At 63.8% G+C, this 24,768-nt stretch carries 23 protein-coding genes; 3 read left to right on the top strand and 20 right to left on the bottom strand.

Features of this window, described 5'->3' with window-relative positions; translation table 11 throughout:
• Position 1: 1 nt before the first annotated feature.
• The 10 genes from INP52_RS03600 to INP52_RS03555 all read right to left on the bottom strand — a co-directional run bounded on the left by INP52_RS03600 (position 2) and on the right by INP52_RS03555 (position 10,418).
• Positions 2-910 (bottom strand): ABC transporter permease, encoded by a 909-nt coding sequence (locus INP52_RS03600; RefSeq protein WP_194372482.1) that lies wholly within the window; start codon positions 908-910, stop codon positions 2-4.
• A 10-nt stretch (positions 911-920) separates the two neighbouring features.
• On the bottom strand, positions 921-1,961 hold the full coding sequence (locus INP52_RS03595; protein ID WP_194372480.1) for an ABC transporter permease: 1,041 nt from the start codon (positions 1,959-1,961) through the stop codon (positions 921-923).
• A gap of 173 nt (positions 1,962-2,134) precedes the next feature.
• Positions 2,135-3,796 (bottom strand): peptide ABC transporter substrate-binding protein, encoded by a 1,662-nt coding sequence (locus tag INP52_RS03590; RefSeq protein ID WP_194372478.1) that lies wholly within the window; start codon positions 3,794-3,796, stop codon positions 2,135-2,137.
• 214 nt (positions 3,797-4,010) lie between these two features.
• The gene (gene secG, locus INP52_RS03585; RefSeq protein WP_194372854.1) at positions 4,011-4,262 is read right to left on the bottom strand and encodes a preprotein translocase subunit SecG; all 252 of its coding nucleotides are present in this window, start codon (positions 4,260-4,262) and stop codon (positions 4,011-4,013) included.
• Between the two features lie 125 nt (positions 4,263-4,387).
• Positions 4,388-5,155, bottom strand: coding sequence for a triose-phosphate isomerase (tpiA, locus tag INP52_RS03580; protein WP_194372476.1), 768 nt, complete (start codon positions 5,153-5,155; stop codon positions 4,388-4,390).
• A complete protein-coding gene (locus INP52_RS03575) occupies positions 5,148-6,338 on the bottom strand; it encodes a phosphoglycerate kinase (protein ID WP_194372474.1) in 1,191 nt (396 codons plus the stop codon). Before INP52_RS03575 ends, tpiA begins: the two co-directional genes overlap by 8 nt.
• Before the next feature lie 100 nt (positions 6,339-6,438).
• Positions 6,439-7,464, bottom strand: a complete 1,026-nt coding sequence (gene gap / locus INP52_RS03570; protein WP_194372472.1) for a type I glyceraldehyde-3-phosphate dehydrogenase — start codon at positions 7,462-7,464, stop codon at positions 6,439-6,441.
• 162 nt (positions 7,465-7,626) lie between these two features.
• On the bottom strand, positions 7,627-8,586 hold the full coding sequence (gene whiA / locus INP52_RS03565) for a DNA-binding protein WhiA (RefSeq protein ID WP_194372470.1): 960 nt from the start codon (positions 8,584-8,586) through the stop codon (positions 7,627-7,629).
• 1 nt (position 8,587) lies between these two features.
• On the bottom strand, positions 8,588-9,532 hold the full coding sequence (rapZ, locus tag INP52_RS03560) for an RNase adapter RapZ (RefSeq protein WP_228478405.1): 945 nt from the start codon (positions 9,530-9,532) through the stop codon (positions 8,588-8,590).
• Positions 9,533-9,782: 250 nt separating this feature from the next.
• Entirely contained in the window at positions 9,783-10,418 is a 636-nt protein-coding gene (locus tag INP52_RS03555) for an NAD(P)-dependent oxidoreductase (RefSeq protein ID WP_194372468.1), read from the bottom strand.
• Positions 10,419-10,556: 138 nt separating this feature from the next.
• Between INP52_RS03555 and INP52_RS03550 the strand changes: the two genes are divergently transcribed.
• Complete coding sequence (locus INP52_RS03550) at positions 10,557-10,889, top strand: winged helix-turn-helix transcriptional regulator (RefSeq protein WP_194372466.1); 333 nt, start codon at positions 10,557-10,559, stop codon at positions 10,887-10,889.
• A 104-nt stretch (positions 10,890-10,993) separates the two neighbouring features.
• On the opposite strand, the gene INP52_RS03545 is transcribed toward INP52_RS03550, so the two are convergent.
• From INP52_RS03545 to INP52_RS03520, 6 genes are all read right to left on the bottom strand, one after another.
• Positions 10,994-11,683: an N-acetylmannosamine-6-phosphate 2-epimerase gene (locus INP52_RS03545; RefSeq protein WP_194372464.1), complete on the bottom strand. Its 690-nt coding sequence runs from the start codon at positions 11,681-11,683 to the stop codon at positions 10,994-10,996.
• Positions 11,684-11,716: 33 nt separating this feature from the next.
• The gene (locus INP52_RS03540; protein ID WP_194372462.1) at positions 11,717-12,667 is read right to left on the bottom strand and encodes an ROK family protein; all 951 of its coding nucleotides are present in this window, start codon (positions 12,665-12,667) and stop codon (positions 11,717-11,719) included.
• A gap of 10 nt (positions 12,668-12,677) precedes the next feature.
• Positions 12,678-14,018 (bottom strand): FAD-dependent oxidoreductase, encoded by a 1,341-nt coding sequence (locus tag INP52_RS03535; RefSeq protein WP_194372460.1) that lies wholly within the window; start codon positions 14,016-14,018, stop codon positions 12,678-12,680.
• A 26-nt stretch (positions 14,019-14,044) separates the two neighbouring features.
• Entirely contained in the window at positions 14,045-14,716 is a 672-nt protein-coding gene (locus tag INP52_RS03530; RefSeq protein ID WP_194372458.1) for a hypothetical protein, read from the bottom strand.
• Between the two features lie 2 nt (positions 14,717-14,718).
• Positions 14,719-16,869, bottom strand: a complete 2,151-nt coding sequence (locus tag INP52_RS03525) for a hydantoinase/oxoprolinase family protein (protein WP_194372456.1) — start codon at positions 16,867-16,869, stop codon at positions 14,719-14,721.
• A gap of 77 nt (positions 16,870-16,946) precedes the next feature.
• The gene (locus INP52_RS03520; protein ID WP_194372454.1) at positions 16,947-18,227 is read right to left on the bottom strand and encodes a transporter; all 1,281 of its coding nucleotides are present in this window, start codon (positions 18,225-18,227) and stop codon (positions 16,947-16,949) included.
• A 346-nt stretch (positions 18,228-18,573) separates the two neighbouring features.
• On the opposite strand from INP52_RS03520, the gene INP52_RS03515 reads away from it, so the two are divergent.
• Positions 18,574-19,224, top strand: a complete 651-nt coding sequence (locus INP52_RS03515; protein ID WP_194372452.1) for a helix-turn-helix domain-containing protein — start codon at positions 18,574-18,576, stop codon at positions 19,222-19,224.
• A 195-nt stretch (positions 19,225-19,419) separates the two neighbouring features.
• Here the strand turns inward: INP52_RS03515 and uvrC are convergent, their stop codons facing one another.
• From uvrC to hisI, 4 genes are all read right to left on the bottom strand, one after another.
• The gene (gene uvrC / locus INP52_RS03510) at positions 19,420-21,369 is read right to left on the bottom strand and encodes an excinuclease ABC subunit UvrC (protein WP_194372450.1); all 1,950 of its coding nucleotides are present in this window, start codon (positions 21,367-21,369) and stop codon (positions 19,420-19,422) included.
• Positions 21,366-22,628: a carboxylate--amine ligase gene (locus INP52_RS03505; RefSeq protein ID WP_194372448.1), complete on the bottom strand. Its 1,263-nt coding sequence runs from the start codon at positions 22,626-22,628 to the stop codon at positions 21,366-21,368. Before INP52_RS03505 ends, uvrC begins: the two co-directional genes overlap by 4 nt.
• A gap of 90 nt (positions 22,629-22,718) precedes the next feature.
• Positions 22,719-23,036, bottom strand: coding sequence for a phosphoribosyl-ATP diphosphatase (hisE, locus tag INP52_RS03500; protein ID WP_194372446.1), 318 nt, complete (start codon positions 23,034-23,036; stop codon positions 22,719-22,721).
• A gap of 10 nt (positions 23,037-23,046) precedes the next feature.
• Complete coding sequence (gene hisI / locus INP52_RS03495) at positions 23,047-23,463, bottom strand: phosphoribosyl-AMP cyclohydrolase (protein ID WP_194372444.1); 417 nt, start codon at positions 23,461-23,463, stop codon at positions 23,047-23,049.
• A gap of 136 nt (positions 23,464-23,599) precedes the next feature.
• On the opposite strand from hisI, the gene INP52_RS03490 reads away from it, so the two are divergent.
• Positions 23,600-24,448 (top strand): PHP domain-containing protein, encoded by an 849-nt coding sequence (locus INP52_RS03490; RefSeq protein WP_194372442.1) that lies wholly within the window; start codon positions 23,600-23,602, stop codon positions 24,446-24,448.
• Positions 24,449-24,768: the final 320 nt, after the last annotated feature.

The following is a 24,768-nucleotide window of genomic DNA, read 5'->3' as shown; positions in this document are numbered from 1 at the left end:
CTTAAGCGTCCTTCATCTTGACGTCGAGGGCATCGCGCAGACCGTCGCCGAGCAGGGTGAAGGCAAGCACGGTCATGAGAATGGCAAGGCCGGGCAGGATCATGAGCCACGGCTGCGTGGCCAGGTAGGTCTGGCCGTCCTGGATCAGGTTGCCCCACGAGGGATCCGGGGGGACGACGCCCATGCCCAGAAACGAGAGGGCGCTCTCGGTCAGGATGGCGCCGCCGACGTTCATCGTGGCGTAGACCACGATCGAGGCGACCGAGTTGGGGAAGATGTGGCGCACGATGATGCGGGCGTCGGAGGCACCCATGGCGCGCGCCGCGTCGACGTAGTCGTTCTCCTTGACCGTGAGGATCGCCGAGCGAAAAACGCGCGCGATCGAGGGCCAGCCCAGGATGCCGATGGCGATGAACACGTTTTGGATCCCGTTGCCCAAGACCGCGATCATGGCGATCACGAACAGCGTGTAGGGAAAGGCCATGAAAACGTCCGCGCAGCGCATGATGATCGTGTCCCAGACGCCCCCGTAGAACGCGGCGAGCGCGCCCAGGACCAGCCCGATGGCCGTGGAGATGAGCGTGGCGAGCACGCCGACGGAGAGCGACACCCGAGCGCCGTAGATGACGCGCGAGAGCACGTCGCGACCCAGGGTGTCGGTGCCGAAGGGGTGCTCGGCCGAGGGCGGAAGACGCGAGCTGTCCGTCATGGTCTCTGACTGGGTCTCGGTGGGGCTGCCCAGCGTCTGGGGCACCCAGAGGTCGGCGCTGAGCGCCACGACGACGATGAAGGCGATCCAGATCGCGCCGAACACGGCGAGCCTGTTCTTCTTGAGACGCCTCCAGGCGTCGCTCCAGAGCGTGCGGCTCTGGGCAGGTACCGCCGCGGCGGCGGTGTTCTCTGCTGTCATGCCCTTCCCCCTAGCCCTGGTCCTTGGGAGCGCCGTACCTGATGCGAGGATCAAGGAAGGCATAGCTCACGTCGACGATGAGATTGATGACCATGACGAGCACCACGATGACCGTCACGGAGCCAAGCACGATGGGCCAGTCGCGCGACGAGATCGCGCGGTAGGTCTCGTAGCCCACACCCGGCCAGTTGAACACCGTCTCTGTCAGGATGGCACCGGCCATCATCGCGCCAAAGTCGTTGCCGATGTAGGTGACGACGGGGATGAGGGCGTTCTTGAGCGCATGGTGCCAGATGACGTCGCGACGAGACAGGCCCTTGGCGCGCGCCGTGCGGATGTAGTCCTGGTTCATGACCTCGAGCAGCTGGGAGCGCATGATGCGCGCCGCATAGGCCGTGGAGACCGACGCCAGCGTGATGGCCGGCAGAATGTAGTAGGCCCAGCCCTGAAACTCCGCGTAGGGGGAGAAGTCCGCCGAGATGGGCAGATAGAAGCCCCCGCCCGTGGCATCCTTGAGGAAGATGCCGAAGAAGAGCTGCAGGAGCATGCCGAGCCAGAAGGCGGGCATCGCCACGAGAACCGACGTCACCAACGTGACGAGCACGTCCCAGAACGAGTAGCGCTTTATCGCCGAGATCATGCCGGCCCCTATGCCCACGACCGTCTCTATGATGATGGCCACGATGGAGAGCTTGATCGTATAGGGATACTTGGACATCAGGATATCCGAGACGGACTGCCCCGCCCTCTGATAGGAGACGCCGAGGTCGCCCTGAAGAAGACCTCCGACGTAGAGCACGTAGCGCTTCCACATCGGGGTTGCTATCGGATTGCCGGCCTCGTCGTAGAGGGCGTTTCCGTTCTCGTCGGTCTCGACGAGGTGGTGGGCCACGCGCAGGTTGAGCTCGGTCTGGGCGTCGAGCTTCTTCTCACCCGCCATGAGCTTGATGGGATCACCCGGAACGACGTTCTCCATCACGAAGAGGATGAGCGTCACGCCCAAAAAAACGGGGATGAACTGAATCACTCTTTTGAGGATGTACTTTCCCATGTGCTTTCCTTGTTCGTCCTCGGGGACTGCGCCCTCGTCCTCTCTTCGATGCCCGCGCTTCCGGCGGGTGGAAGAGACGAAGATGACGTAGTGCCCGCATAACCCGGCGGGGCATCGCCTTGCGATGCCCCGCGCGGGAAGCCTACAGATAGGAAACTAACAAGAAGCCGCCCCTATACCTTGAGGGAGGCGGAGGCAAGGCCGGCCAGTCCCTGCGGGCTGTAGTAGAGCGACTCGACCTTCTCGGAGCCCACGTGGTTGTGCGCGTAGAACATAATCGGGATAATCGGCAAGTCGTCGGCGATCTGCTGGTTGATGGCGCGGAAGGCAGCCTTGCGCTCGTCCTCATCGACGATGGCGCGCGCCTTGTTGATGGCGGCGTCCACCTCGGGGCTGTTATAGCGCGAGTAGTTGTTGTCTGCCGTGGAGTAGAAGTTGGGGTAGATGAAGTTGTCCATGGTGGGGTAGTCGGCAATCCAGCCCAGGCGCGCAATCTGGAAGTTGCCGTCAGTCAGACCAGACAGGTAGGCCGCCCACTCCTGGGAGTTCTGCGTGACCGTCAGGCCCACGGCCTCCAGGTCGCCCTGAACGATGGACATGATGTCCTCGTGGCCGCCACCGGAGTTGTAGGACAGCGTGACCTCGGTGCCCTCTAGACCGTTGTCGGCCAGAATCTGCTTGGCCTTGTCCACGTCGTAGGCGCAGTACTCCCACACGTTGGAGGAGTCCTCGTCGATGATCGGCGGGAACACGCAGTCGGCGGGCTTACGCACGCCCTCGAAGAGGGTGTCGACGATGTTCTGGCGATTAATGGCCAAAGAGATCGCATGACGCAGGTTGATGTCAGACATAACGGGGTCATCGACATTGACACAGAGATAGTAGATGGAGCTCTCGGCGCCGATGAGGCCCTGCTTGCCCGGGGTCACGGTGTAGCCGTCCTCGGACTCGCCATACTTCTCGAGTCCCTCCTTGATGCGCCCGGTGAGCAGCTGGCAGAAGTCGATGTTGCCGGCCTCAAACTCGCGAAATGCCGTGTCCGGATCCTTCTGGATGGAGAAGTTGACGGCATCGAGCTTGGGGGCATCGCCGTAGTAGTCGTCGAAGCGCTTGACGTTGATGTACTGGCCGGACTCCCACTTGCCGTCCATCTGGAAGGGACCGTTGCCGATCGGGGCCAAAAGGAAAGCGTCGGCGTCATCGAGGGCGGCCTGCGGAACGGGTGCCAGACCCGGGTGCGCGCAGACGGCCAGGAAGTCGGCCATGGGATAGGAGAGCTTCACCACGAAGGTCTTGTCGTCCGGGCAGGTGAGGCCGGAAATCTCGGTGGCGGCACCGGAGACCATGTCGTCATAGCCAGCCACCGGAGAGATGTGGTAGCCGATCTCGCCGGGCGTGGTCATCTTGGGGTCCGCCAGACGCTCCCAGCCACGCTTGAAGGATGCAGAGTCGACCTTGTCGCCGTTGTGGAACGTGGCGTCCTTGAGCGTGAAGGTGAACTCGGTGCCGTCGTCGGAGACCTCCCACTTCTCGCAGGCCTTGGCGACATAGTCCTCCTTGTCCCAGTCGTAGTTGACCAAGGAGTCAAACAGGATGTGCTCGACCTGCGTGCCCTCGGACTCCTGCACGTTGTAGGGGTCGATGGCGACCGGGTCGTTGATGTAGAACTTGAGGGTGCCGCCCGACGCGGCCTGATCGGTGCCGCCGGTCGTGGTAGAGCTGTCCGTCGAGGTGCTGGCGTTCTTGCACGCAGCAAGCGCGGCGAGTGCGCTGGCGGCGAGCCCTCCCTTGACGAAGGTGCGGCGAGACACTCCGCCCGTCTTGTCCAGAGCCATTGTTTCCTCCTCCTGACGTCTCGAGGCGGGCAGCCCTGTGCCCCATCCCTCGATCCTACCCGGGGCGAGCGCGCTCGCCCCCCTCCTAAAAGCATCTATCCACTTTACCCTAAAAGAGTCAGCGAGAAAAGCTACGGGCTTTGGAAACTCTGAAAGCATCGTCGATAAAAGAGAGAGGGCATCGCTGCCCCCTCCCCGTCTCTGCTGGTAGACCCTAGCCCAGCGTGCCCGTGGGGAACGAAATGGCCATGACCACGATGCACGCGATGAAAACCGTTGCCGTGATAACCGTGAGACGATCGAGGTTCTTCTCCCACACGCCCGATCCCGCCGCCGAGTTGTACAAAGACGAGGCGATCATGTCGGAGACACCCGTGCCCTTGCCGGAGTGCATGAGCACCAAGACGACGGTGAGCGCGCCGGACAAGAACAGGAGCACGAGCAGGATGATGTTGAGCGCGTTCACGAAGCTCTCCTTCTGGGGCAGGGAAACTGCCACGCGGTCGTTCTTCAGAATAACCCTTTTAGGTTAGCACAAAGGGGCCCGGACACGAAGCCCGGACCCCTTGCCTTCTGTACCACGAGATCGTGCTATGCCATGGCTGCCTTGACCATGGCCGCAAAGGAGTCGGCGGCCAGGGAGGCGCCACCGACGAGCGCGCCATCGACGTCTTGCTTCTCCAGGAAGCCCGCCACGTTGCCCGGCTTGGCGGAGCCGCCATACAGGATGCGAATGCCGTCGGCCGCCTCGGCCCCGAAGACCTCGACGAGGGTCTGGCGGATGGCGCCGCAGACCTCCTGGGCGTCATCGGCCGTGGCGGTCTTGCCGGTGCCGATCGCCCAGATGGGCTCGTAGGCAATCACGTAGGCAGACGGGTCGTCGACCTCGAGGCCCTCGGTGTCCCTCTTGATCTGGTCGACCACGTAGGCCACGTGCGTGCCCGCCTCGCGGACCTCGAGGGGCTCGCCGCAGCAGCTGATGGGCACGATGCCGTGGGCCATGAGGGCGCGGGTCTTCTTGTTGACGTCCTCGTCGGTCTCGCCGAAGTAGCCGCGACGCTCGGAGTGACCGATGATGCAGTGGGTCGCGCCCACGGCCTCGAGCATGTCCGGGGCGGTCTCACCGGTGTAGGCTCCCGACTCCTCCCAGTACACGTTCTGCGCGCCGAGCGCGAAGGGGGCGCTCGCCTGCGCGATGACCTCGGAGACGCCCTTGAGGTCGACCGTGGGCGGGCAGACCACCACGTCAACGTCACCGGTGCCGCCGGAGAGCTCGTCGGCCAGGCCCTGGGCCAGGACGATGCCCTCGCCGTAGGTCTTGTTCATCTTCCAGTTCCCCGCGATCATCCTCTTACGCATCGAGAAGCGCCTCCACTCCCGGAAGGGTCTTGCCCTCGACGAGCTCCATGGAGGCGCCGCCGCCGGTGGAGATCCAGCTCATCTTGGAGGCCAGGCCAAACTTGTTGATGGCCGCGACGGAGTCGCCGCCGCCTATGATCGACGTGCAGTCGGAGTCGGCCACGGCGCGCGCGACGGCCTCGGTGCCGTGGGAGAACTGGTCCATCTCGAAGACGCCCATGGGACCGTTCCAGAACACGGTCTTGGCGCCCTCGATGGCCTCGTCGAACAGGGCGACGGTCTTGGGACCGATGTCCATGCCCATACGGCCGCCCGGGATGTTGTCTGAGTCCACGACCTCGCCCGTGGCGTCCTCGCCAAAGTGGTCGGCGACCACGTTGTCGATCGGCAGGAGGATCTTGACGCCCTTGGCCTCGGCCTTCTTGAGCATCTCGCCCGCACGCTCGACCCAGTCCTCCTCCTTGAGGGAGGTCCCCACGCTGTGGCCCTGGGCAAGGAAGAAGGTGTAGGCCATGCCGCCGCCGATGATCAGCGTGTCGGCGGAGTCGATGAGGTGGTCCAGGACGCCGATCTTGCTCGAGACCTTGGAGCCGCCCACGATAGCCACGAAGGGCCGCGTGGGGTCGGCGAAGATGGAGGTCAGGGTGTCGACTTCCTTCTCCAGCAAAAAACCGGCGTAGGCGGGCAGGTAGGCGGCCGGGCCCACGACGGAGCCCTGGGCGCGGTGCGCGGTGCCGAAGGCGTCGAGCACGAAGAGGTCGCCGTAGGACGCGAGCGTCTTGGCGATCTGGGGGTCGTTCTTCTTCTCGCGCTTGTCGAAGCGAACGTTCTCGAGGACGAGGATGTCCCCGGGCGCAAGCGCCGCCACGGCGTCGGCGGCCTTCTGGCCGTAGGTGTCGTCGACGAACTTCACGTCATAGCCCGTGAGCTCGGCGAGCTTATCGGCCGCGGGCTTGAGGGAGAGCTCGGGCTCGGGGCCGTCGCCCTTGGGGCGGCCGAGATGGCTCATGAGGATGGTCTTGGCGTTGTGCTCCTTGAGGTACTGGATGGTGGGGATGGCCGCGCGCACGCGCGTGTCGTCGGTCACCACGCCGTCCTTCAGGGGGACGTTGAAGTCGACGCGCATGAGGACGCGCTTGCCGTCCACGTCCGCGTCACGGACGGTCTTCTTGGTGAATGCCATGCTCGCTCCTTGGAGAGAGAGGTTGCCAGAGGGGAAGGGGCGCGGCCGCGGCCCTGTAAGCTGCGACCGCGCCCCTCGTGAAAAGCCTGCGAAGCGAGAGCTACGCGACGAACTTCTCGAAGTACTTGATGGTGCGGACCATCTGGGAGGCGTAGGAGTTCTCGTTGTCGTACCATGCGGTGACTTGGACGAGGGTCTTGCCGCCGGCGAGGGGCTGGGCCACCGTCTGGGTGGCGTCGAAGATGGAGCCATGGGTCTCTCCGACAATGTCGCGCGAGACGATCTGATCCTCGTTGTAGGAGAACGTGTCGGGGATGGTCGCGGCGTAGGCCTTCATGGCCGCGTTGATCTCGTCGGCCGTGACGGCCTTGTCGACCACGGCGTAGAGGTTCGTGAGCGAGCCGGTGGGGGTGGGGACACGCTGGGCGGCACCGGTCAGCTTGCCGTTGAGCTCGGGGAGCACGAGACCGATGGCCTTGGCGGCACCTGAGCTGTTGGGGACGATGTTCTCGGCCGCCGCGCGGGAGCGACGGAAGTTGCCCTTGCGCTGCGGGCCGTCGAGCGTCATCTGGTCGCCGGTGTAGGCGTGGATGGTCGTCATGATGCCGGACTCGATGCCCGCGAAGTCGTTCAGGCCCTTGGCCATGGGAGCGAGGCAGTTGGTGGTGCAGGAGGCGGCGGAGATGATGTTGTCATCTGCGGTCAGCGTCTCGTGGTTGACGTTGAAGACAACCGTGGGCAAGTCGTTGCCTGCGGGAGCGGAGATGACGACCTTCTTGGCGCCGGCGTTGACATGGGCCTGCGCCTTGGCCTTGGAGGTGTAGAAGCCGGTGCACTCGAGGACGACGTCGACGCCGAGCTTGCCCCAGGGCAGGTTGTTGGCGTCGGCCTCCTTGTAGATGGTGATCTTCTTGCCGTCGACGGTGATGGAGTCCTCGTCGGCGACGACCTCGTGGTCGCGGGCGTAGTTGCCCTGGGTAGAGTCGTACTTAAGCAGGTAGGCGAGCATCTCGGGAGAGGTGAGGTCGTTGATGGCGACGATCTCGGAGCCCTCGTGACCGAACATCTGGCGAAACGCCAGACGACCGATACGACCAAAGCCGTTAATTGCAACCTTTACTGCCATGCTTTCTCCTTTCACGTGGCCGCCGGGGCTTGTCCCAGGCATGCCAAGTTGTCACAGAGCGCAAAACGTACTTTGGGTAGTGTACCCCACACGAGATTCACTAGGCACGTGATTGGGGGGGCACCGAGTCTTTGGCCCCCACCTGCGAGAAGCGTGTGAGCGCTAGAGGTCCGCCCCGGGGCTCCTCTCGGCGCGCTCCGCCTCCTCGACGAGGCCCTGCAGGCGCAGCACCCTATGGTATATGGCGGACTTGGACGCCGGCGGGTCGAGCTCGGCACCGAGCGCCACCAAGGAGAGCTCCGGGTGGGCGCGGCGCGCCTCGCAAAACGACGCGAGCGCAGGCGGCAGGGACGCCAGGCCGAGGGTGCGCTCGGCGCGGTCGATGAGATCGAGCTGGGACAGGGCAGCCCCGCTCGAGCGCACTTGATTGGCCATCTCGGCGTTGACGCGGCGGTTGACGTCGTTCTTGACCGACTTCTGCGCGCGGGCCGCCTCCACGACGCGCGCCATGCGGCGGGCGCCCATGGCGCGCAGGAGCACGATGATGTCGTCGAAGCTCTTGAGGTAGATCGCAAAGGCGCCACGCCGGCGATTGAGACGAGCCGAAACGCCCAGGGAGCCGATGAGCTCGGCCAAGCCACGGGCGAAGTCCTCCCTCGTCACCGCGATCTCCAGGTGAAAGTCACCCCGGGGATCGGCGATGAAGCCGCCGGCCATGAAGGCCCCGCGCACGAACGCCGAAAGGCCCTGAGGCGAGCGGACGAGCGAGGCAGGCACCCCCGTCGTTAGGCCGCGACCGGTCGCGAGGATCCCCAGGCGCACGAGGTCTTCAGCGAGCGCGTCCTGCTCGGGTATCTCGATCAGGTAGTTCCTCGTCTTGTGCAGGACCGAGCGACGCACCGTAAGCGACGTCTCGAGGTCGAAGATCTTGTGCGTGAGCTTGATGAGGGTGCGCGCAACCGCGCCGGTCTCGGTGGTGATCTTGATCGAATAGCGCTCCGGCCCCCTGAAGGAGAGCGTCCCGCAGACCCTGATCAAGGCCGAGAGCTGCGCGAGCTCGGAGGTGACGTCCGGAGCCTCGACGCGGGAGAGCTCGTCTTTGACCTCTGCGGTAAACGACATGCTAGCTCGTCCTCGCGCCGGCGAGCGGCAGGTCGCGGTGGGACAGGCTCACGTGGTAGCCGCCCTTCTCGAGGTAGGAGGCCGTGGCGCTGGCGATGGCCACGCTGCGATGCTGGCCGCCCGTGCAGCCCACGCCAATCGAGAGGTGGGCCTTGCCCTCGGCCACGTAGCCGGGCATGACCACGTCGAGGAGGCCCCACCATGCGTCGAGGAACTTCTCGGTGGTGGGGTTGTTGAGGACGAAGTCCGCCACGAGCTGGTCGTTGCCCGTGAGGGGCCGCATCTCGGGGTCGTAGAACGGGTTGGGCAGAAAGCGCACGTCGACCATGAGGTCAGCCTCGGCGGGCATGCCGTGCTTGAAGCCGAAGGAGAAGACGCTGACCTCCATGAGCTGCTGGTCGCCAAGCTCCGAGAAGGCGCGCCTCAGGCGGGCGCGCAGGTCCTTGATGCGCAGGTGGGAGGTGTCAATCACAAGGTCCGAGGCTGTGCGCACGGCCGCGAGGAGGGTGCGCTCGCGCGCGATGGTGTGGGCGAGGGACTCCCCCGGGGCGGCCAGGGGGTGGCGGCGGCGGTTCTCGTCGTAGCGACGCATGAGGACCTCGTCGGAGGTGTCGAGAAACACCACCGTGCAGGTGAACTCGTGGGCGCGGAGCTGGTCGATCGATTCGGCGAACTCGGTGAAGAGGCCCTGGCTGCGCAGGTCGCAGGTCACGGCGAGGTGGCGGCCCACGCCGGTGTTGATGCCCACGAGGTCGGCGAGGGTGAGGATCAGGCGCGGGGGCAGGTTGTCGATGCAGAAGTAGCCCATGTCCTCGAAGACGTGCAGGGCCTGCGTGCGGCCCGAGCCGCTCATGCCCGTGATCACGACGACGTCGGGCACGCGCTCGCGGTCCTCGGCGGCGCGCATCCGCTGGGTGTTCTGCGTGTTCTGGGTATTCGTCTGCATGGCCCCCCTCTCGTCCGCCTCTTATCAGGATAGCGCGAGACGGAGGCGGCGTAGGGCCGCACCCCGCGCTCACAACCAGATTTTTGAGTGCGCGAAAGTCGGGCACCCCTGCCGAGCAGCCCGTACTTCTCCGCAGCGTCTACGCAGGTCGCGAGAGGTCTCTTAAGGATGTCTCGAGAGGTCTCTTAAGGATGTCTCCCGTGACTTTCGCGCACCCGACGCACGTGACGCATGCAGAGGGTGCCTTGGACTACGCCCGCACGACCGAGATGCGCTTGCCCACGTGTGACCCGTCGGTGCGCTCGGCCTCGTCGACCATCGCAATCGCGAAGTCGGCATAGCTGATGACGGACTCGCCGCGCTCGTTGTTGGCGAGCTCCTCGCCGGCGAGCACGTACGAACCCGTGCGCTCCCCCTCTGCCTGGAAGTCGGCGGCCGGAGAAAGGTAGGTCCAGCGAACGTCAGAGCGCTTGCGCAGCTCGTCCAGGGACTTGCCCATGGCAGACGCAAGCGGCAGGAAGGACGCCGGGAAGTCCGCATTGTCCATCAGATGCCGGGTGTGCGCACGGTCGGTGTAGAGGCTCCCTGCGCCACCGACCACGAGCAGGCGGACGGGGGTGCCGGAGAGCACGTCGCACAGGTGCGCGAGCGAGGCGGAGTGCTGGGACAGCGTCTCCTCCTGCCAAGCGCCGAACGCGTCTACGACCACGTCGAAGTCGGCAAGGTCGGACGCCTCGAGATCAAAGAGGTCTTTTTGGATGACGGCGGTCGCCTCGGTCTTGCTCTCGGCTCGCACAACGGCGGTGACCTCGTGGCCGCGCGCCACCGCCTCGTGGACAACGAGCCGGCCGACCCTTCCGTTGGCGCTTACGACTGCAATCCTCATGTGCTTCTCCCCTCGCCGGGGGCTCCGAGCGGAGAGCCCCTTGCGTACTTGTCACGCTCATTCTCGTGCGTTAGCATTCCTTTTGAAAGTAAGCACTTTTAAGTACTGTAGATACTGTTTTGAAACCAAGGAGGTCACATGGCTGACAAGACCGAGCTGCCCGCCTGTCCCGTCGAGGTGACTCTCGCCTTGATATCGAATCGCTGGAAGGTCCTCATCCTGCGCGAGCTGCTCGGGGGAACCCTAAGGTTCAGCGAGCTCAAGCGCGGCGTGGGGAGCATCTCGCAGAAGGTGCTCACCCAGAACCTACGCTCCATGGAGTCCGACGGCCTGCTCACCCGCACCGTCTATCCGGAGGTTCCCCCACACGTGGAGTACGCGCTCACCGAGCGAGGACGCAGCCTCAAAGGCGTCCTCGACGCGCTGAGAGCGTGGGGCGAGAGCTACCAGCACGAGGTTGCGGGGGTATAGGGGCCAAGCACACACCGGGCGCAAAGATCCGAGAGTCGCGCCGCGGCGCCTTCCCTCTCCGCTTGCACGAGAGCGGGGCGCGGCGGCGCGCGCACGGCCCGCCGTCAGCCCTCGATCGCCGCCTTGAACCAGCTCGTGATGCTTGTCGGATGCGTGATGCCCGTGCCGGCGACCACGGCCCAGGCGCGCGCGTCAATCGCGAGCCGGGCGTCGACCGGAGTGTGGACGTGACCCTCGCAGACGATCGGGAAGTCGGGGAACTCCGACGCGGCGGCGCGCAGAATTGCCAGGTCGGGACCATCGTCAAGAGTGGTGTCAATCGCAGCTTTGTTGTGAGAGAGCGTCGTGGAGACCACATCGCAGCCGGCGGACACGCCGCGACGGATATCTTCGATCGTCATGCAGTCTGCCATGAGGAGGGCATCGGTCGAAGAGCGAAAGTCCACGACGGTCTCCTCGAAGGTACGGCCGTCGGGGCGGGCCCGGTCGGTGGCGTCAAGTGCCACCACATCGGCACCGGCGCTCGCACACGCGAGCGCATGGCGCAGGGTCGGCGTGATGTAGACGCCCTCATGCCCCTCCTTCCATAGCCCGATGACGGGGACCTCGACGCACCCCTTGATGGCCGCGATGTCGGCGAGGCCCTGACAGCGAATCGCCGCAGCGCCCCCCAACTCGCAGGCCCGCGCCATCTGGGCCATAGTCTCGGGGTGGCGCAGGGGCTCGCCCGGATACGCCTGGACGCTGACGATGAGCTTGCCCCTAAGAGACTCTACAAGCGGGCTGACGCGCATGTGATCACTCCTTCGACAACAGGGAGATCCCTGCTACAGGACATAGGCCGAGCGTGCGAAGTTCTCGGCAGCGCCGATAAGGGGCGCGGCGCCCGCAAGGGTGCCGCCCATAAGGGGGGTTTTGGCGACGGGGGGCATGGCCTGATCGACGAAGGAGGCGTGCAGGGCGTCCGACCAGTCCGATCCGCATTGGGCCACGGAGCCCGAGAGAATCACGCACGCCGGATCGAGCATGTTGCACATGCTGCCAAGAACCTCGCCGAGGGCATGGCCCGCGCGGGCCTGTGCGGCACGGGCGGCCTCGTCACCAGCGGCGGCGCGGCGATCGATCTCAGCCCCGTCTACTGGCGTGCCGTCCGGCAAGGTCTTCGTCCCGCCCCGTCGCACGTATTCGGAGACGATCCCGGGACCCGCGGCAACGGGTTCGAGATGACCCACGGCTCCGCAGGAGCACGGCACGCCAGACGCGGCCGGACAGCAGACGTGGCCGATGTGTCCGGCCTCGTCGTGCGCGCCAAGCATGACGTGGCCTCTCTCGACGAAGGCCCCGCCGACGCCGGTGCCCACGGCGACCACCAGGCAGCTCTGCGCATCTCGGCCCGCGCCCCAGCGCGCCTCGCCGAGCGCGTGGGCGTGAACGTCGTTGAGCACGCGACAGGGAAAGCCCGTCGCTGTCGTGACCTCGGAGGAGAGCGACGTGCCTCCCCAGCCGGGCATGAGGTCGTTCGCGAAGGTGATGTCTCCCGTGCGCGGGTTCACCACGCCGGCTGACGAGATGCCCACGCCCACGGGCCTCGCGCCCGCGTGACGGATGGCCGAGGCGACCCGCTCGATGACGACGGAGAGGACGTGCGCCCCTCCCCTCTCGGCCTCGGTCGGGACCTTCTCGACGCTCGAGATTCGAGGGGTGCCGTCTCCCAGGGTCACGATGCCGCAGGCGACCTTGGTACCGCCGATGTCGACGGCGACGATGGTCTGGCTCATGGCTTCCTCCTCACTCTTCCATGAGACCGCGGCCGTTGAAGTCCGCCAAGTCAACGTCTGACGAGAGGGCTCGCGCGCAGGCGCGGCCTGCGGAGTCACCCATATCAATGACGGTCTGCTGGATGCGCACGCTGGCCTGGACGAGAAAACTCGTGGAGATGCAGCGGCCCACCGTCAAAATATTGCGTATAACCTTATTGGTAAGGCAGCGATACGGGATTTCATAGTATTCACCTCGAGCGTACTTCTCCATATGAACAAGGCCCTTGGTCGCAGAGTGGACATCAATGTACCAAGTTCCTCGCGCCACCGCATCATCAAAACGAGCGCGGCCCACGTAATCGCTAACGTCGAGTATGTAGCTGCCTTGGATGCGCCAGCTCTCACGCACTCCTAGCATATTAGCCTCGCGTACCAAAAATGCGTGCTCAAAGCCCGGCATATAATGAACGAGAAACGCGGTCAGCCTGCGTATGCGACGTCGGCCCTCGGTGAGCGCCTCAGAGCGGGCGAGCGCAGACGTATTACGGTGCAGTTCCGGCAAATGGGGGCAATTGAACGCCATCACTCCCGGCTCTCCTGGCAGGGAGAAGCACTGATAGTAGACCAGGTCAGATTCTTCCAGCATCCCGTCGGCGACCCCCCTTCTGAACAGAGGCTCGAGTACAAAGCCCCTGCCCGCCACCATGGCAGACTCCCAGAAGTGACCATCCACGAGCGGAGAAAAGTCATCTCCTAGGGAGAGACAGTACGCACGGTAGGCATCAACGTCAATTCCCCCCATTTCGAAGCGCAGAGAGCAGATTTGGTTGTTGCCGGCATCGTCACCAGCCACGCAGGGAACTCCGGACATGCGAGAGAGAACTGCATCCCCGGTAGCATCTACAAACTGATGCGCCAGAATCGCACAGGGGCCCTCCACGGTCATGACCTCGACGGCCCTGATGCGACCTTCGCTTACATCGGCCCTAACAAGTGTGGCGTCGTAGAGAACCCGGCCACCGGCGTCGAGCAGCATGTCTTCCAGCGAGTCCGAGAGCGCTTCGGGCGTAAACCAAACATAACCCATGCGGTCTTTGCCTTCGCGCGTGATAAGACCATGCGTCTGAAGATGGCGTTCTAGCTCATCCAGATTGCGTAGATGCGGGCAACGCGAATCCATCATCGGAGAGACGAGGGCATGAGCAGGTGTACCGCCTAAGGAGCCGTAGCGTTCCACCACAAGCGTTTTGTTGCCTTCGCGCGCAGCACTGATGGCGACCGAAGAACCCGCCGTACCACCCCCTACAACCACGGTGTCCCAGGTCCCCAAAATCCGTACGCTGTTATGCGCAAATGTGTAGGTCTCCATACATCCCCTCTTCCTTCCTCGACACGTCACATGCCCAGAATTTCCCAGGCCCTTCTGACGCGGCCTTCGAAGTCATCGCGCATTGGTCTACTCCAGGTCATCTGGACTATGACATCCAAAAGAATCGGATGCAGCGCGCTACCCGTCCATTCCTTGGCGAATGCATGAGCCCCCACCTCACCCGCATGCTTCAGTCGGTGATGGCGCGCGGCCCATCGACCACGCATACGCACCTCAGGCACCATCTCTTCGGTTCTTCGATTGTGGGAGAACTCCACGAAGTGATAGAACTCATGCGCTAGATGAATCTCTACGAGTTCATCCAAGCTCATCTCAATCCCACAGGTAGCGAGAGCCTCCTGCTTGCGGGCTATCTCATCCAAGAAGAGATCCACATAACGCTCTTTTCCAGGACTTTTGCCAAAGACTGTAAGAGCTGCCAGGCGGACAGGAGAGCCCCCTCCGCTTGGCGATGATTTCACGTGTCGTACCTCCATGCCCGCACGTTGAAGCTCCACCGTAAGATTAAAGCCCCTCCAACGCATGGCCTCATTGCGACCAAGTGACAAGGCAGCACGAGCTACTGTCGCTATGTCAGACGGCTCGGCAGACGTCGTCGAGCGATCATTCAGCAGCTCGAGTACGCTGAGTGTTTCGTCAGTCGCATACGGAATACTGCGTATGTCAACGTTGCGCATGACTAGTCTCTAGCTGCAACGGCCACGATAGGCTGATTTTCTCCGGCAAATTCGAGCTCTAGCTCAGCAAGGCTCATGAGCTGCTCCTTATTAAGCACCCCTGAGAGATCGGAAAGTTTCTGCCCAAAGAAGAGGTATGTCTTGGGAAGCGTGGCCCCCGCATCGCTGTAGCGCGTCATGGAGTCTACGAATGACGAGAAGCCCTCAGAGAGCTCTTCCCTTGTGAAGACGCACACGCGAGCATCGTCCTTTTGCAGTCGGATAACACCCTCCTCGTCCACCACGCGAATGAGCTTCTTCTTGGATCGGACCAGACCAAAGAGGGCCTTTTTTTGAGCGGTGACCTGAAAAACGTGCCAGCGGCCCTCGGAAGCTACGCAGCTCACGGCCGAAACGTCCACTTCAGCCGCCTCGGCCACCAGGGCTGCAAGCTCAGTCTCAGAGCGTTTCTCTCCCACACGATCCTTGGTGCGCAACTCCGTGGCTCCCGTTGCTGTAGCGCGCAAAATACTTCTCTGCGCATCGATTTCCACGGTAATGTCTACGGTCTCAGCAGCAGCACCGGCACGTACTATAACCTCCGTGACGTCATGGCGAATCTTGCGAATGTCCGCGTCGGTGGGGTTGGAAACGTTTCGCTCGATTTGCTCACGCACTAGAGCCAGAGAGACGCCGATCGTGGATATATAAGGAGCATTGGCAGCAATACGATGCCGGATACCCATTTTGTCTCCGAGCGCCGGGGCCACCACGGAAGCCGACCCGCCACCGCCTATGAGATAGATGAGATTGGGATTGAGGTCGTAGTCGATAGTGAGGCTCCGTACGACCTCTGCCACCTTGCCCATGGCAATGTCCATAGCCTGCCGACAGAGGTCCTCGACAGAGCTGCCCAGAGACGAGGCTAAGGCCTGCCATGCCAACCGTGCCGCCTCTATATTTCCAGATGCATAGTCTCCTGACGGCACATAGCCCAAGATATTGGCAGCTCCCGCCAGCGTGAGGGCGTAAGACTCGCCGTTTCTGCAGGCTATCGCAGCATAGCTGGGTCTGTCCTCCTTGCGTGGAGCGATAAGCTTCACCCGAGGATCCACGATTTTCTCGACGGGGGTGAATACCTCATAATCCAGGTCGGCGATATGGGCTGAACGTGGCCCCACATCGCTCAGATGACCACCCTCAACCACGATCATGGATCCGCCCGCAACACCCAGCGTACGTACGTCAAGCGAAGTAAGGTAGAGCTTATGTCCACCTACCTCGGCGTTCTTAATCATGACCTTACCGTCCTTGATGGCCGAGATATCGGTGGATGTACCACCTGCCTCGAGGAAGATGCCGTCAGTTATCTTTTCGTACATGAGCGCGCCCGCCACGCCAGCGGCAAGACCTGAGAGCATGGTGAGAATGGGGCGTTTGCGAACTTCATCGATGGACATGACCCCGCCGTCGCAGCGCATAATCATGAGCGGCTTAGAGATGCCTGAGCCGCGCACAGCCGCCTCGGTCATGTCGGCCGTTTCCATCATCTTAGGGATGAGTGCCGCGTTAACGGCGGCCGTACGCGTACGGGAAGATAGCCCATAAAGTTGCGAAATCTCGTAACCGCCTGTGGCAATCATCCCACAGTCGTTGGCAACCTTGATAACCCGCAGTTCGTTGGTAGGATCGTCCACCGAGTAGCTCTCCGAGGCCACAATGACCTCGCAGCCGCGGGAGCGCAAGGTCTCGACCGCATGGTGAATGGCAGCGTCACTCATAGACGAGCTGTCAAGAAACTCGTGTTCTGTAGCAAGGTACTTCCCAGGCGCAAGCTCAATATTCCCCACCGTAGTTTCCCTACGGGAGCGTCCGGCCTCGGCGCCATGCCCCATGCCGATGATACCAACCTTGGCTACATCACCCTCAAGCAGGGCATTGGTGGCCTGAGTCGTGCCATGCGCAATGAAGATGACGTCATCGGGAGAGATACGATTTTTGGTGAGCACCTTCTCGATAGCTGTCACGATACCTGCGGCCACACCTTGCTCGGCATGGTGGGTAGTGGGTACCTTCTCTTTGGCAATGACCTCATAAGTCTCGTTGTCGACCACGACGGCGTCGGTGAAAGTTCCTCCAACATCTATACCAATTCTGACAGTTCTCTTACTCATGAATTGCCTTTCTGGGTTCTGAGCAAATGGGAACGGGGCACTAAAGCGCCCCGTTCCTCAACCGTTGACAACAAGACCTAGAACAGGGTGACGGCAGTGTATGCGAGGATACAAAACGCCATGACCATGGTATACGGCAGCGTGGACTTCAGGATGTCGTTTACGTCCACATTGGCATAGTCGGCCACAATAACGTTTTGTGTGTTAGTTGGATCAGCGACGCACTGGACAACGCTCGTGGAGCGCAGCGCCATGCCCACCGCAGCCGGAGACAACGTACCAGCAGCCACAAAGATGTTAGCAAGACCAGACCCTAGACCATACATGTTGAGGGGGCCACGATAGAGTGCCAAAGGCGAGAGAATCGTAAACAGCGCCACATAAACAAGGGGATTAGACGGAAGGATCAGAGAAATGATGGGCTGCATGAGCGCAGAGGTCTGCGGGGCGGCCACGCCGTTGAGTAGAATTCCTATGCCGACCATGAGACCTACGACTCCAGCGACGTCCTTGATGCCCTCAACCACCGAGCTCGAGAGTACCTGCATAGCCTGCTTCGGTTTTGTGATGAGAGCGGTAATCACGATGGTTGCGATGAGGGCGGTTTCAGCGTTCCACTTAAGGAAGAAGACGAGCACGATAGGGATAATGGGCATGATGAGCGCCACGGGGTTAACGCCTTTTGTGGTGGTGTCGTCAGATTTCATGGCCCAAGCGGCCGAGGTCGACTTGCCGCGCGTGTGGACCACAACGTAGACGACGGTCACCACGGCACAGACAATGCCCATGATTACCGATGTCGAGGTGATGACCCCCATGTCCATACCGATAGTATCAACATAAAGCTGATACTGCGACACGTTGAAGAGCAAGCCGATGTTGAGGCCAAACAAGATTAGACTTGCAGCGACTACAGGAGAGATGCCGGCGGAAAGAAACAGGGGTATAGCAATCTGGGAAACCATAATCACAGGGCCAGCCCCGCTCATGGCCGTGAAGATAAGTGCGATGGCCGCCGTGAGCACAAGCGCGATTGCCAAGGGTTTATCACCAGCAAGCTCTGCTGCCTTTCGAATGATGGCGTCTGAAATTCCCTCTTTCTGAACCACTTTGGCAAAGATGGCCCCGAAAATCGTGACCGTAATGGTGGTCGCAAGCTTGGCTGCGCCGGCGCTGATCACAAAGCCCATGATGGTTTTGGCGTCAGCGTCACTTGACGTGAACGGGACTCCGGCTACGACCGCAATCAGAATACCCATGACGGGCAACGCGAGAATTGCGGGCATCTTCTTGGTCATCATGAGCGCAACGCCCGCAATGAACACAGCGAGAATCAGGGCTACCTGCACAGTGGCCATGTCCCCTCCTTTACTGACAGGGTCCAATAGACTGCGGGACCCACCTAAACGACGCGGCCCAATCTAGCACCCATTCACCACTCTCCCTGTCCGCTTTGTCGTAAGCGGCATGGGGTGATACGGGATGACAATGAGCTACGCCACCCAGTGGCTTTTGCGTACCACTTGGTTGAATCTGCACAAAGCATGCCTTAGTATCTCTGTAGAGATAGTCCCTTTCTGAGAGATTGACTCTGCTATTTATCTGCATACTCTCTGAGTTAACGTGAGGATATACTCCGGTGAACGGTAGGAGAAGTGGTTATTAATACACAATTTATCCATATAATTACACGGTGGTGAAGAATTGCACCCATACGACGAACAGTATCTAAAAACAGCCGCAAACACGCTTGGGAAGGCTTTTGACTTTGCTGAAAAGCATCTTCCCGGGGGCGTGGCTCACTTCTACGACCTCTTCTGCACCTCAACCATCTCACGGACCTTTGATGGGCCCGATGCTTGCCCGCAGGTAAGCGACTCGGGCATCGAACTCGTACTTGCAGTCTGCGAGGGAGACGGCATCGAATCGCTTGAAACCATGCTCTCCTCGGAGAAACGCCTTCCCAAGGGCGTACGCGACCGAGCTCGATGGTGCGGGGAGGTTCTCGCTTTTCACCAGTGGATGACAGGAGCAAGCTTTCGAGCCATCTCGCTGTACCTGTCCGCAGACGATTTAATCAATCTATACACTCAAAATCAAACGGCTACTCCACGTGCGGCGTCACTTGCCCTAGAGGAGATCTATCTACACACGGTGGTGCCTACGCGCCTGAGCACTTTTCGTTCAGTGTCCGGACTCACCCAGGCGGCGCTTTCAGAGGCCTCGGGCGTCTCGCTACGCGCAATCCAGCAGTATGAGCAGCGCAAAAAAGACATCAACCGCGCCCATGCCCTCTCCGTCTGGCACTTGGCTCAAACGCTCGACTGCAAGGTCGAGGATCTGCTTGAGCCCTAGAGCCCATCACGCTCAGGCCTACTCCTGCGCACGGGAAGGCTACCAGGTATACTTTGATAAATTTGGCACTCACGAATGCGGGGCCGGGGCAGGCCCCGGCGACAGACGCTCATGAGCTCGGGGGCAGGGCACGGGCGAGGCGGCCGGAGCCCGCCACGGGGACCGGATTCGCGAGCGCCTCGCGCACCCACACGCCTACGACGCGCTCGGCTCTCCCGTCTCGGCCTCGCCCACGCGCAGCGCCTGCCAGACGGTGCTGGCCACCTCGGCGGGAATGCCGGGGGTGGCCGCGATCTGCTCCTCGCTCGCGGCGCGCAGGCGCTTGAGCGAGCCGAAGCGCCGCATGAGGGCGCGCTTGCGCTTGGGTCCCACGCCCTCCACCTCGTCGAGCACCGAGACCGTCATGGCCTTGTCGCGCAGCTCGCGGTGGAAGGTGATCGCGAAGCGGTGGGACTCGTCGCGGACCTGCTTGATGAGGTAGAGCGAGGGCGAGCCGGAGGGCAGCACGACCGGGGTCTCGTCCCAGGGAACGAAGACCTCCTCGTCTGCCTTGGCCAGGCCGCAGACGGGGATGTCCAGCCCCAGGGCGTCGAGCTGCTCGATCGCGGCCGTGAGCTGGGGCTTGCCGCCGTCCACGACGAGAAGGTCGGGCCTCGAGCCAAAGCGCTCGTCGGCCATGCGCTCGGGGGCGTAGCGCCGGCCCAGCACCTCGGACATGGAGACGAAGTCGTTGGCCTCGTCGAGCTCGGCGCGGATCTTGAAGCGGCGGTACTGGGACTTGTCCGGCCGCCCGTTGGTGAAGACGACCATGGAGGCCACCGTGAAGTGACCGTGCAAAGTCGAGATGTCGAAGCACTCGATGCGCATCGGGGGCGCGTCCAGGGCCAGCGCGCTCTCGAGCTGGAGCAGGGCCTTGTTGGTGCGCTCGTCCGCGTAGCCGGTGCGCACCATGTAGCGCATGAGGGCGTGGCGCGCATTGGTGGCGGCCATGTCGAGCAGGTGGCGCTTCTCGCCGCGCTGAGGTCGGTGCAGGCGCACGTTGTGGCCGCGCTTCTCGGCGAGCCAGGCGGCGATGACGTCGGCGTCGGCGAGCTCGACGTCCAGGTCCACCTCGGCCGGGACGTCGGCGGTCTCGTCGTAGTAGCGCTTGACGAAGCCGCCCGCGAGCTCCTCGGCCGAGACGTCGAGGCCCTTGTCGAGGATGAACTCAACGGAGCGCACCGTGCGGCCCTCGCGCACCACGAAGACGCAAGCCGCGCTGATGGTCTCCTCTCGGTAGAAGCCCACGAGGTCCAGGCTCACGTCCGAGGAGAACATGACCTCCTGCCTGTCGTCGAGGGCGGAGAGGCTGTCGAGGCGCGCCTTGAGCCGTCCCGCGCGCTCGAAGTCAAGCTCGGAGGCGGCGTCGTGCATCTGGTCGGCGAGCTCGCCCACAATGTCCGCGCGCTGCCCCTGGAGGAACCGCTCGACCTGGCGGACATGGCTCGCGTACTCGACCGTGTCGATCATGCCCGCGCAGACGCCAGGCCCGCGCCCCACGTGGTAGTCGAAGCACGGCCGGCAGCGCTCGGCGAGCACGATGTTGGCCACGGAGGCCTCACCGGGGTCCTTCTCGAGGATGCGGCGGGCGCGCTTCCACTCCGCGCAGGTGGAGATGCAGACGGGCACGACCTTGCGCAGGGTGTCGATGGTCTCGCGGGCGGCCTTGGCGTCGGTGTAGGGCCCGAAGTAGCGCGTGCCCTTGCGATGGCGCTCGCGCGTGTACTTGATGGCCGGGAAGACGTCGGACTCCGTGATGGCGATGTAGGGGTAGCTCTTGTCGTCCTTGAAGTCGACGTTGAAGTAGGGGTGGTACTGGGCGATGAGGTTGCGCTCCAGGACGAGCGCCTCGTGCTCGGAGCCCACGACCACGTAGTCGAAGGACGTGATCACCTGCATCATGAGCGGAATCTTCTCGCGGTCGTCCTGCAGGGTCACGTACTGGCGCATGCGGGAGCGCAGGTTCTTGGCCTTGCCCACGTAGACGACCTCGCCCTTGGCATCCTTCCAGAGGTAGCAGCCGGGGCTGGTGGGGACGAGGGCGACCTGGTCGGAGAGGGAGGGCTCCCCGCCTTGGGGCGCGGGGCCCTGGGGCACCTCGCTCACGGGCGATCGCCCTCGGGCAGGTAGCGCTTGAACTTGGAGACCTGGTGCAGGTAGTTCACGCGCGCCCAGAGGCGCTGGGAGATCGAGTCGGCATCCCAGCCCAGGGCGAAGCGCGCCGACCCGTTGGCGTAGGCGGCCAGGATGCGGTCCCTGAGCGCGCCGGCGGGCATGCAGCGGGCGATGACGCGCCGAGGGACCGCCACGTAGACCCAGTCGTCAGCGGGACGGGCGGGGGCGGGCCGGCGGCCGAGCACGACCTCCTCCACCTGCATGCGCGCGTAGTTGATCCCCGCGAGCAGCACGAGCCACGAGCTCCGACCGGGCCTCGTGTTCATCTCCAGGAAGCGAAAGCTCCCGTCGCGCTCGTCGTATTTGGCGTCGAAGCAGCCCATGCCGTGGTAGCCGACCTTCTTCATGAAGCGCGCCACGGCGGCGCAGACCTCGTCGTTGTGCTCGGGGACGATGGCCACGGCGTTTCCGATCGCCTCGGGGTGGTGGTCCTCCAGGCCCACGTGGCCGCAGACCATGAACACGGGGTCGGAGTCCCCGTCCGCGTAGGCGTAGACGGCGTACATGTGGGAGTCGCCGCCGGGGACGAACTCCTGGACGATGAGGCTCTCGTCGTAGCATGAGGCCCTGAGGGCGGCGTAGATGCGGCGGAGCTCCTCGGGCGTCCGAACGATGAAGACCTTCTTCTTGCCGGGAAACTCCGCGTAGTGGTAGGCCGCCGAGTTGGAGGGCTTGGCCACGAGCGGGTAGCGAAACCCCTCGTCGTCGACCTGAGCGGCAAGATCCGCGCAGTCCAGGTAGCGCGTCTTGGGGTAGGGCATGTCGATCTGGTCGCAGACGCGGTAGAAGTTCTCCTTCTGGGTGACGAAGTCGAGGACATCGAAGTCCACGACGGGCGTGTAGAACCACCGCTCGAGCTCGGGCTTGTGCTGCGAGACGATGCGGGCGTAGAAGTCTCCGCAGGTCACGAGGAAGCAGACGCGCCCGGAGGCGCAGAGCTCCTCGCCCAGCGCCTCGAGCGTGGCGAGAAGGACCTCCTCGCGGTCGATGCCGTCCACCACGCGGTACTCGGCGAAGCGGGTGCGCGAGATGGACTTGACGTCGAAGCTCGCGTAGATGAGGGAGCGGGCCTCGTAGGCCTCCCAGAAGGCGCGCACGTAGGCGTAGGCGGAGTAGTCCGCGCCCAGGATGACGGGCTGGAGCAGCCGGGGAAGCTGCTCGGGGGTGACGTTGTCTGGCCTCGTAGCCATGCTCGTGGGGACCTCTTTCATGACGAATCGCGGGGCCGCCCGCGCGGCGGCTCCTGCGTGCCTACTATAGCGTTTGGCGACGGGAGGGCGTCAGCGGCGGCGGGCCTCGAGCTCGCCGGCGAGCTCGGCGAGCGTGACGCCGTAGCGCTCGAGCGTGACCAGCAGATGGTAGGCCAGGTCGCCCGCCTCGTAGCGGATGTGGTCGTGGTCGTCGTCCTTGCAGGCCATGATGACCTCGCTGGCCTCCTCGGCGAGCTTCTTGAGCAGCTCGTCCTCGTTGCCTGCGAGCAGGCGCGCCGTGTAGGAGGCGTCCACGGGCGCCGTCCGACGGTCGTGGATGGTAGCGGCCAGCCCCTCCAGGGTCTCCCCTATCCTCGCGTCCTTCACGTCTGCGGTGCGCTCGCCCATGGGGCCTCCTCTATCGTGGGTCTACCTTGAAGCCGGACATATCGACGTTCTCGGTGTCCAGCGCGCGGAAGAAGCAGCTGCGATGCCCGGTGTGGCACGCCGGGCCCGGCGAGTCCACCTCCACGAGCAGCGTGTCCGCGTCGCAGTCCACGAGGACGCGGTGCACGTGCTGGACGTTTCCACTCGTGGCCCCCTTGTTCCACAGCTCCCGGCGGCTGCGGCTCCAGAACCACGTGGTTTTTGTGGAGAGGGTGAGCGCGAGAGACTCCTCGCTCATCCACGCGACCATGAGGACCTCGCCGGTCATTGCCTGCTGGACCACGGCGGGGACGAGGCCGCGCTCGTCGAAGCGTATGCGCGCGCCGTCCGGGGTGACGCTCTCGAGCCTCTCGCCCGCATAGGCGCGCGGCGCGTTGGTCTGGGCCATGTGATCCTCCTTGTCCGAGGTCTAGTACTTTACTACACTACAGTGCAACGGGAGCCGAGACGAGCCAACGTGCCGAGAAGGACACCGCGCGGCCGCCGGGAGCCCGGCCGGATGAGACCCACACGTGAGGAGAGCCATGACACCGATCGTCGACTGCCACACGCACACCCATTTCTCGGACGGGACGTCCACCTTCGAGGAGAACGTCCGCGCGGCTGCGGCCGCCGGCTGCGCGGTTCTCGTCTCGACCGACCACCTCACGCTGCCGGCAAGCATGGACCCCACCGGCGAGGCGCAGGTGGTCGAGAGCGACCTGGCCGCGCACCGGGCCGCGTTCGAGGAGGCCCGCGCGCTCGCCGGGCGGCTCGACGACGGCCCGGAGCTCGTCTACGGCTTCGAGTGCGACTGGTACGTCGGCTGCGAGCCCCTCGTCGAGCGCTGGAGCGCGGGAGCCGTCGTGCGCCTGGGGAGCGTCCACTGGATCGGCGACCCCGCGCGCGCCGGCGACGACGTCGGCTGGATCGACTATACGGCCGACCTCCACGTCTGGCGCGCCCTGGGCCCCGACGAGGTCTGGCGGCGCTACGCGGATGCGTGGTGCGCCGCCTGCGAGAGCCCCCTCGCCTTCGACAGCATGGCCCACCCCGATCTCGCGATGCGCTTCGCGCGCGAGGGTCTCACGCCCATGATCGACCTGGCGCCGCTCTGGGACCGGATGGTCTCGTGCGCGCGCGACACGGGCCGGCGCGTGGAGCTCTCCACGGCTGGCCTGCGCAAGAGCGTGGCCGACTACTACCCCACGCGCGGCCTTCTCGAGCGCTTCGCCGCCGCCGGTGTGCCGCTGACCGTAGGCTCCGACGCCCATTGCGCGCCCGACGTCTGCTGGGGCGTCGGCGAGGCCTACGCCCACGCCGCGCGCTGCGGCTATCGCTGCGTCGAGGTCCCCCACGCCGACGGCGACTGGGAGACGGTCGCACTCGCGTAGGGCGGGCGCTGGCGACGGCGGGACCCGTGCGGGGCGCTCGCGGCGCCTCTCGGTGATGCAAGGCCGCAGGGGGCCCGCACAGGATGGGCGACCGCGGCAAGCGGGACGCTCGCGGCGCTCTGACGGCGAGAATCGCGTGAAGCGCCCCGCGGAGGAGACGCGCCAGTACCCGACGGGGCACATGCGGCGCTTCTCGACACCAGAATGCCGCAAGCGCCTCGCGCAAGACACCTGGTCACGGCAGCGCGGGACACATGCGGCGACTCACGGGGGCAGGGGCCCGGGCAAACTGGGGACGAGACGCCGCGCTTACGAATCGG

Origin of the sequence: Thermophilibacter immobilis (assembly GCF_015277515.1) — a bacterium.
Taxonomy (GTDB): Bacteria; Actinomycetota; Coriobacteriia; order Coriobacteriales; family Atopobiaceae; genus Thermophilibacter; species Thermophilibacter immobilis.
Note: the sequence above shows the minus strand (reverse complement) of the source record. Positions and strands in the feature narration are given on the sequence as shown.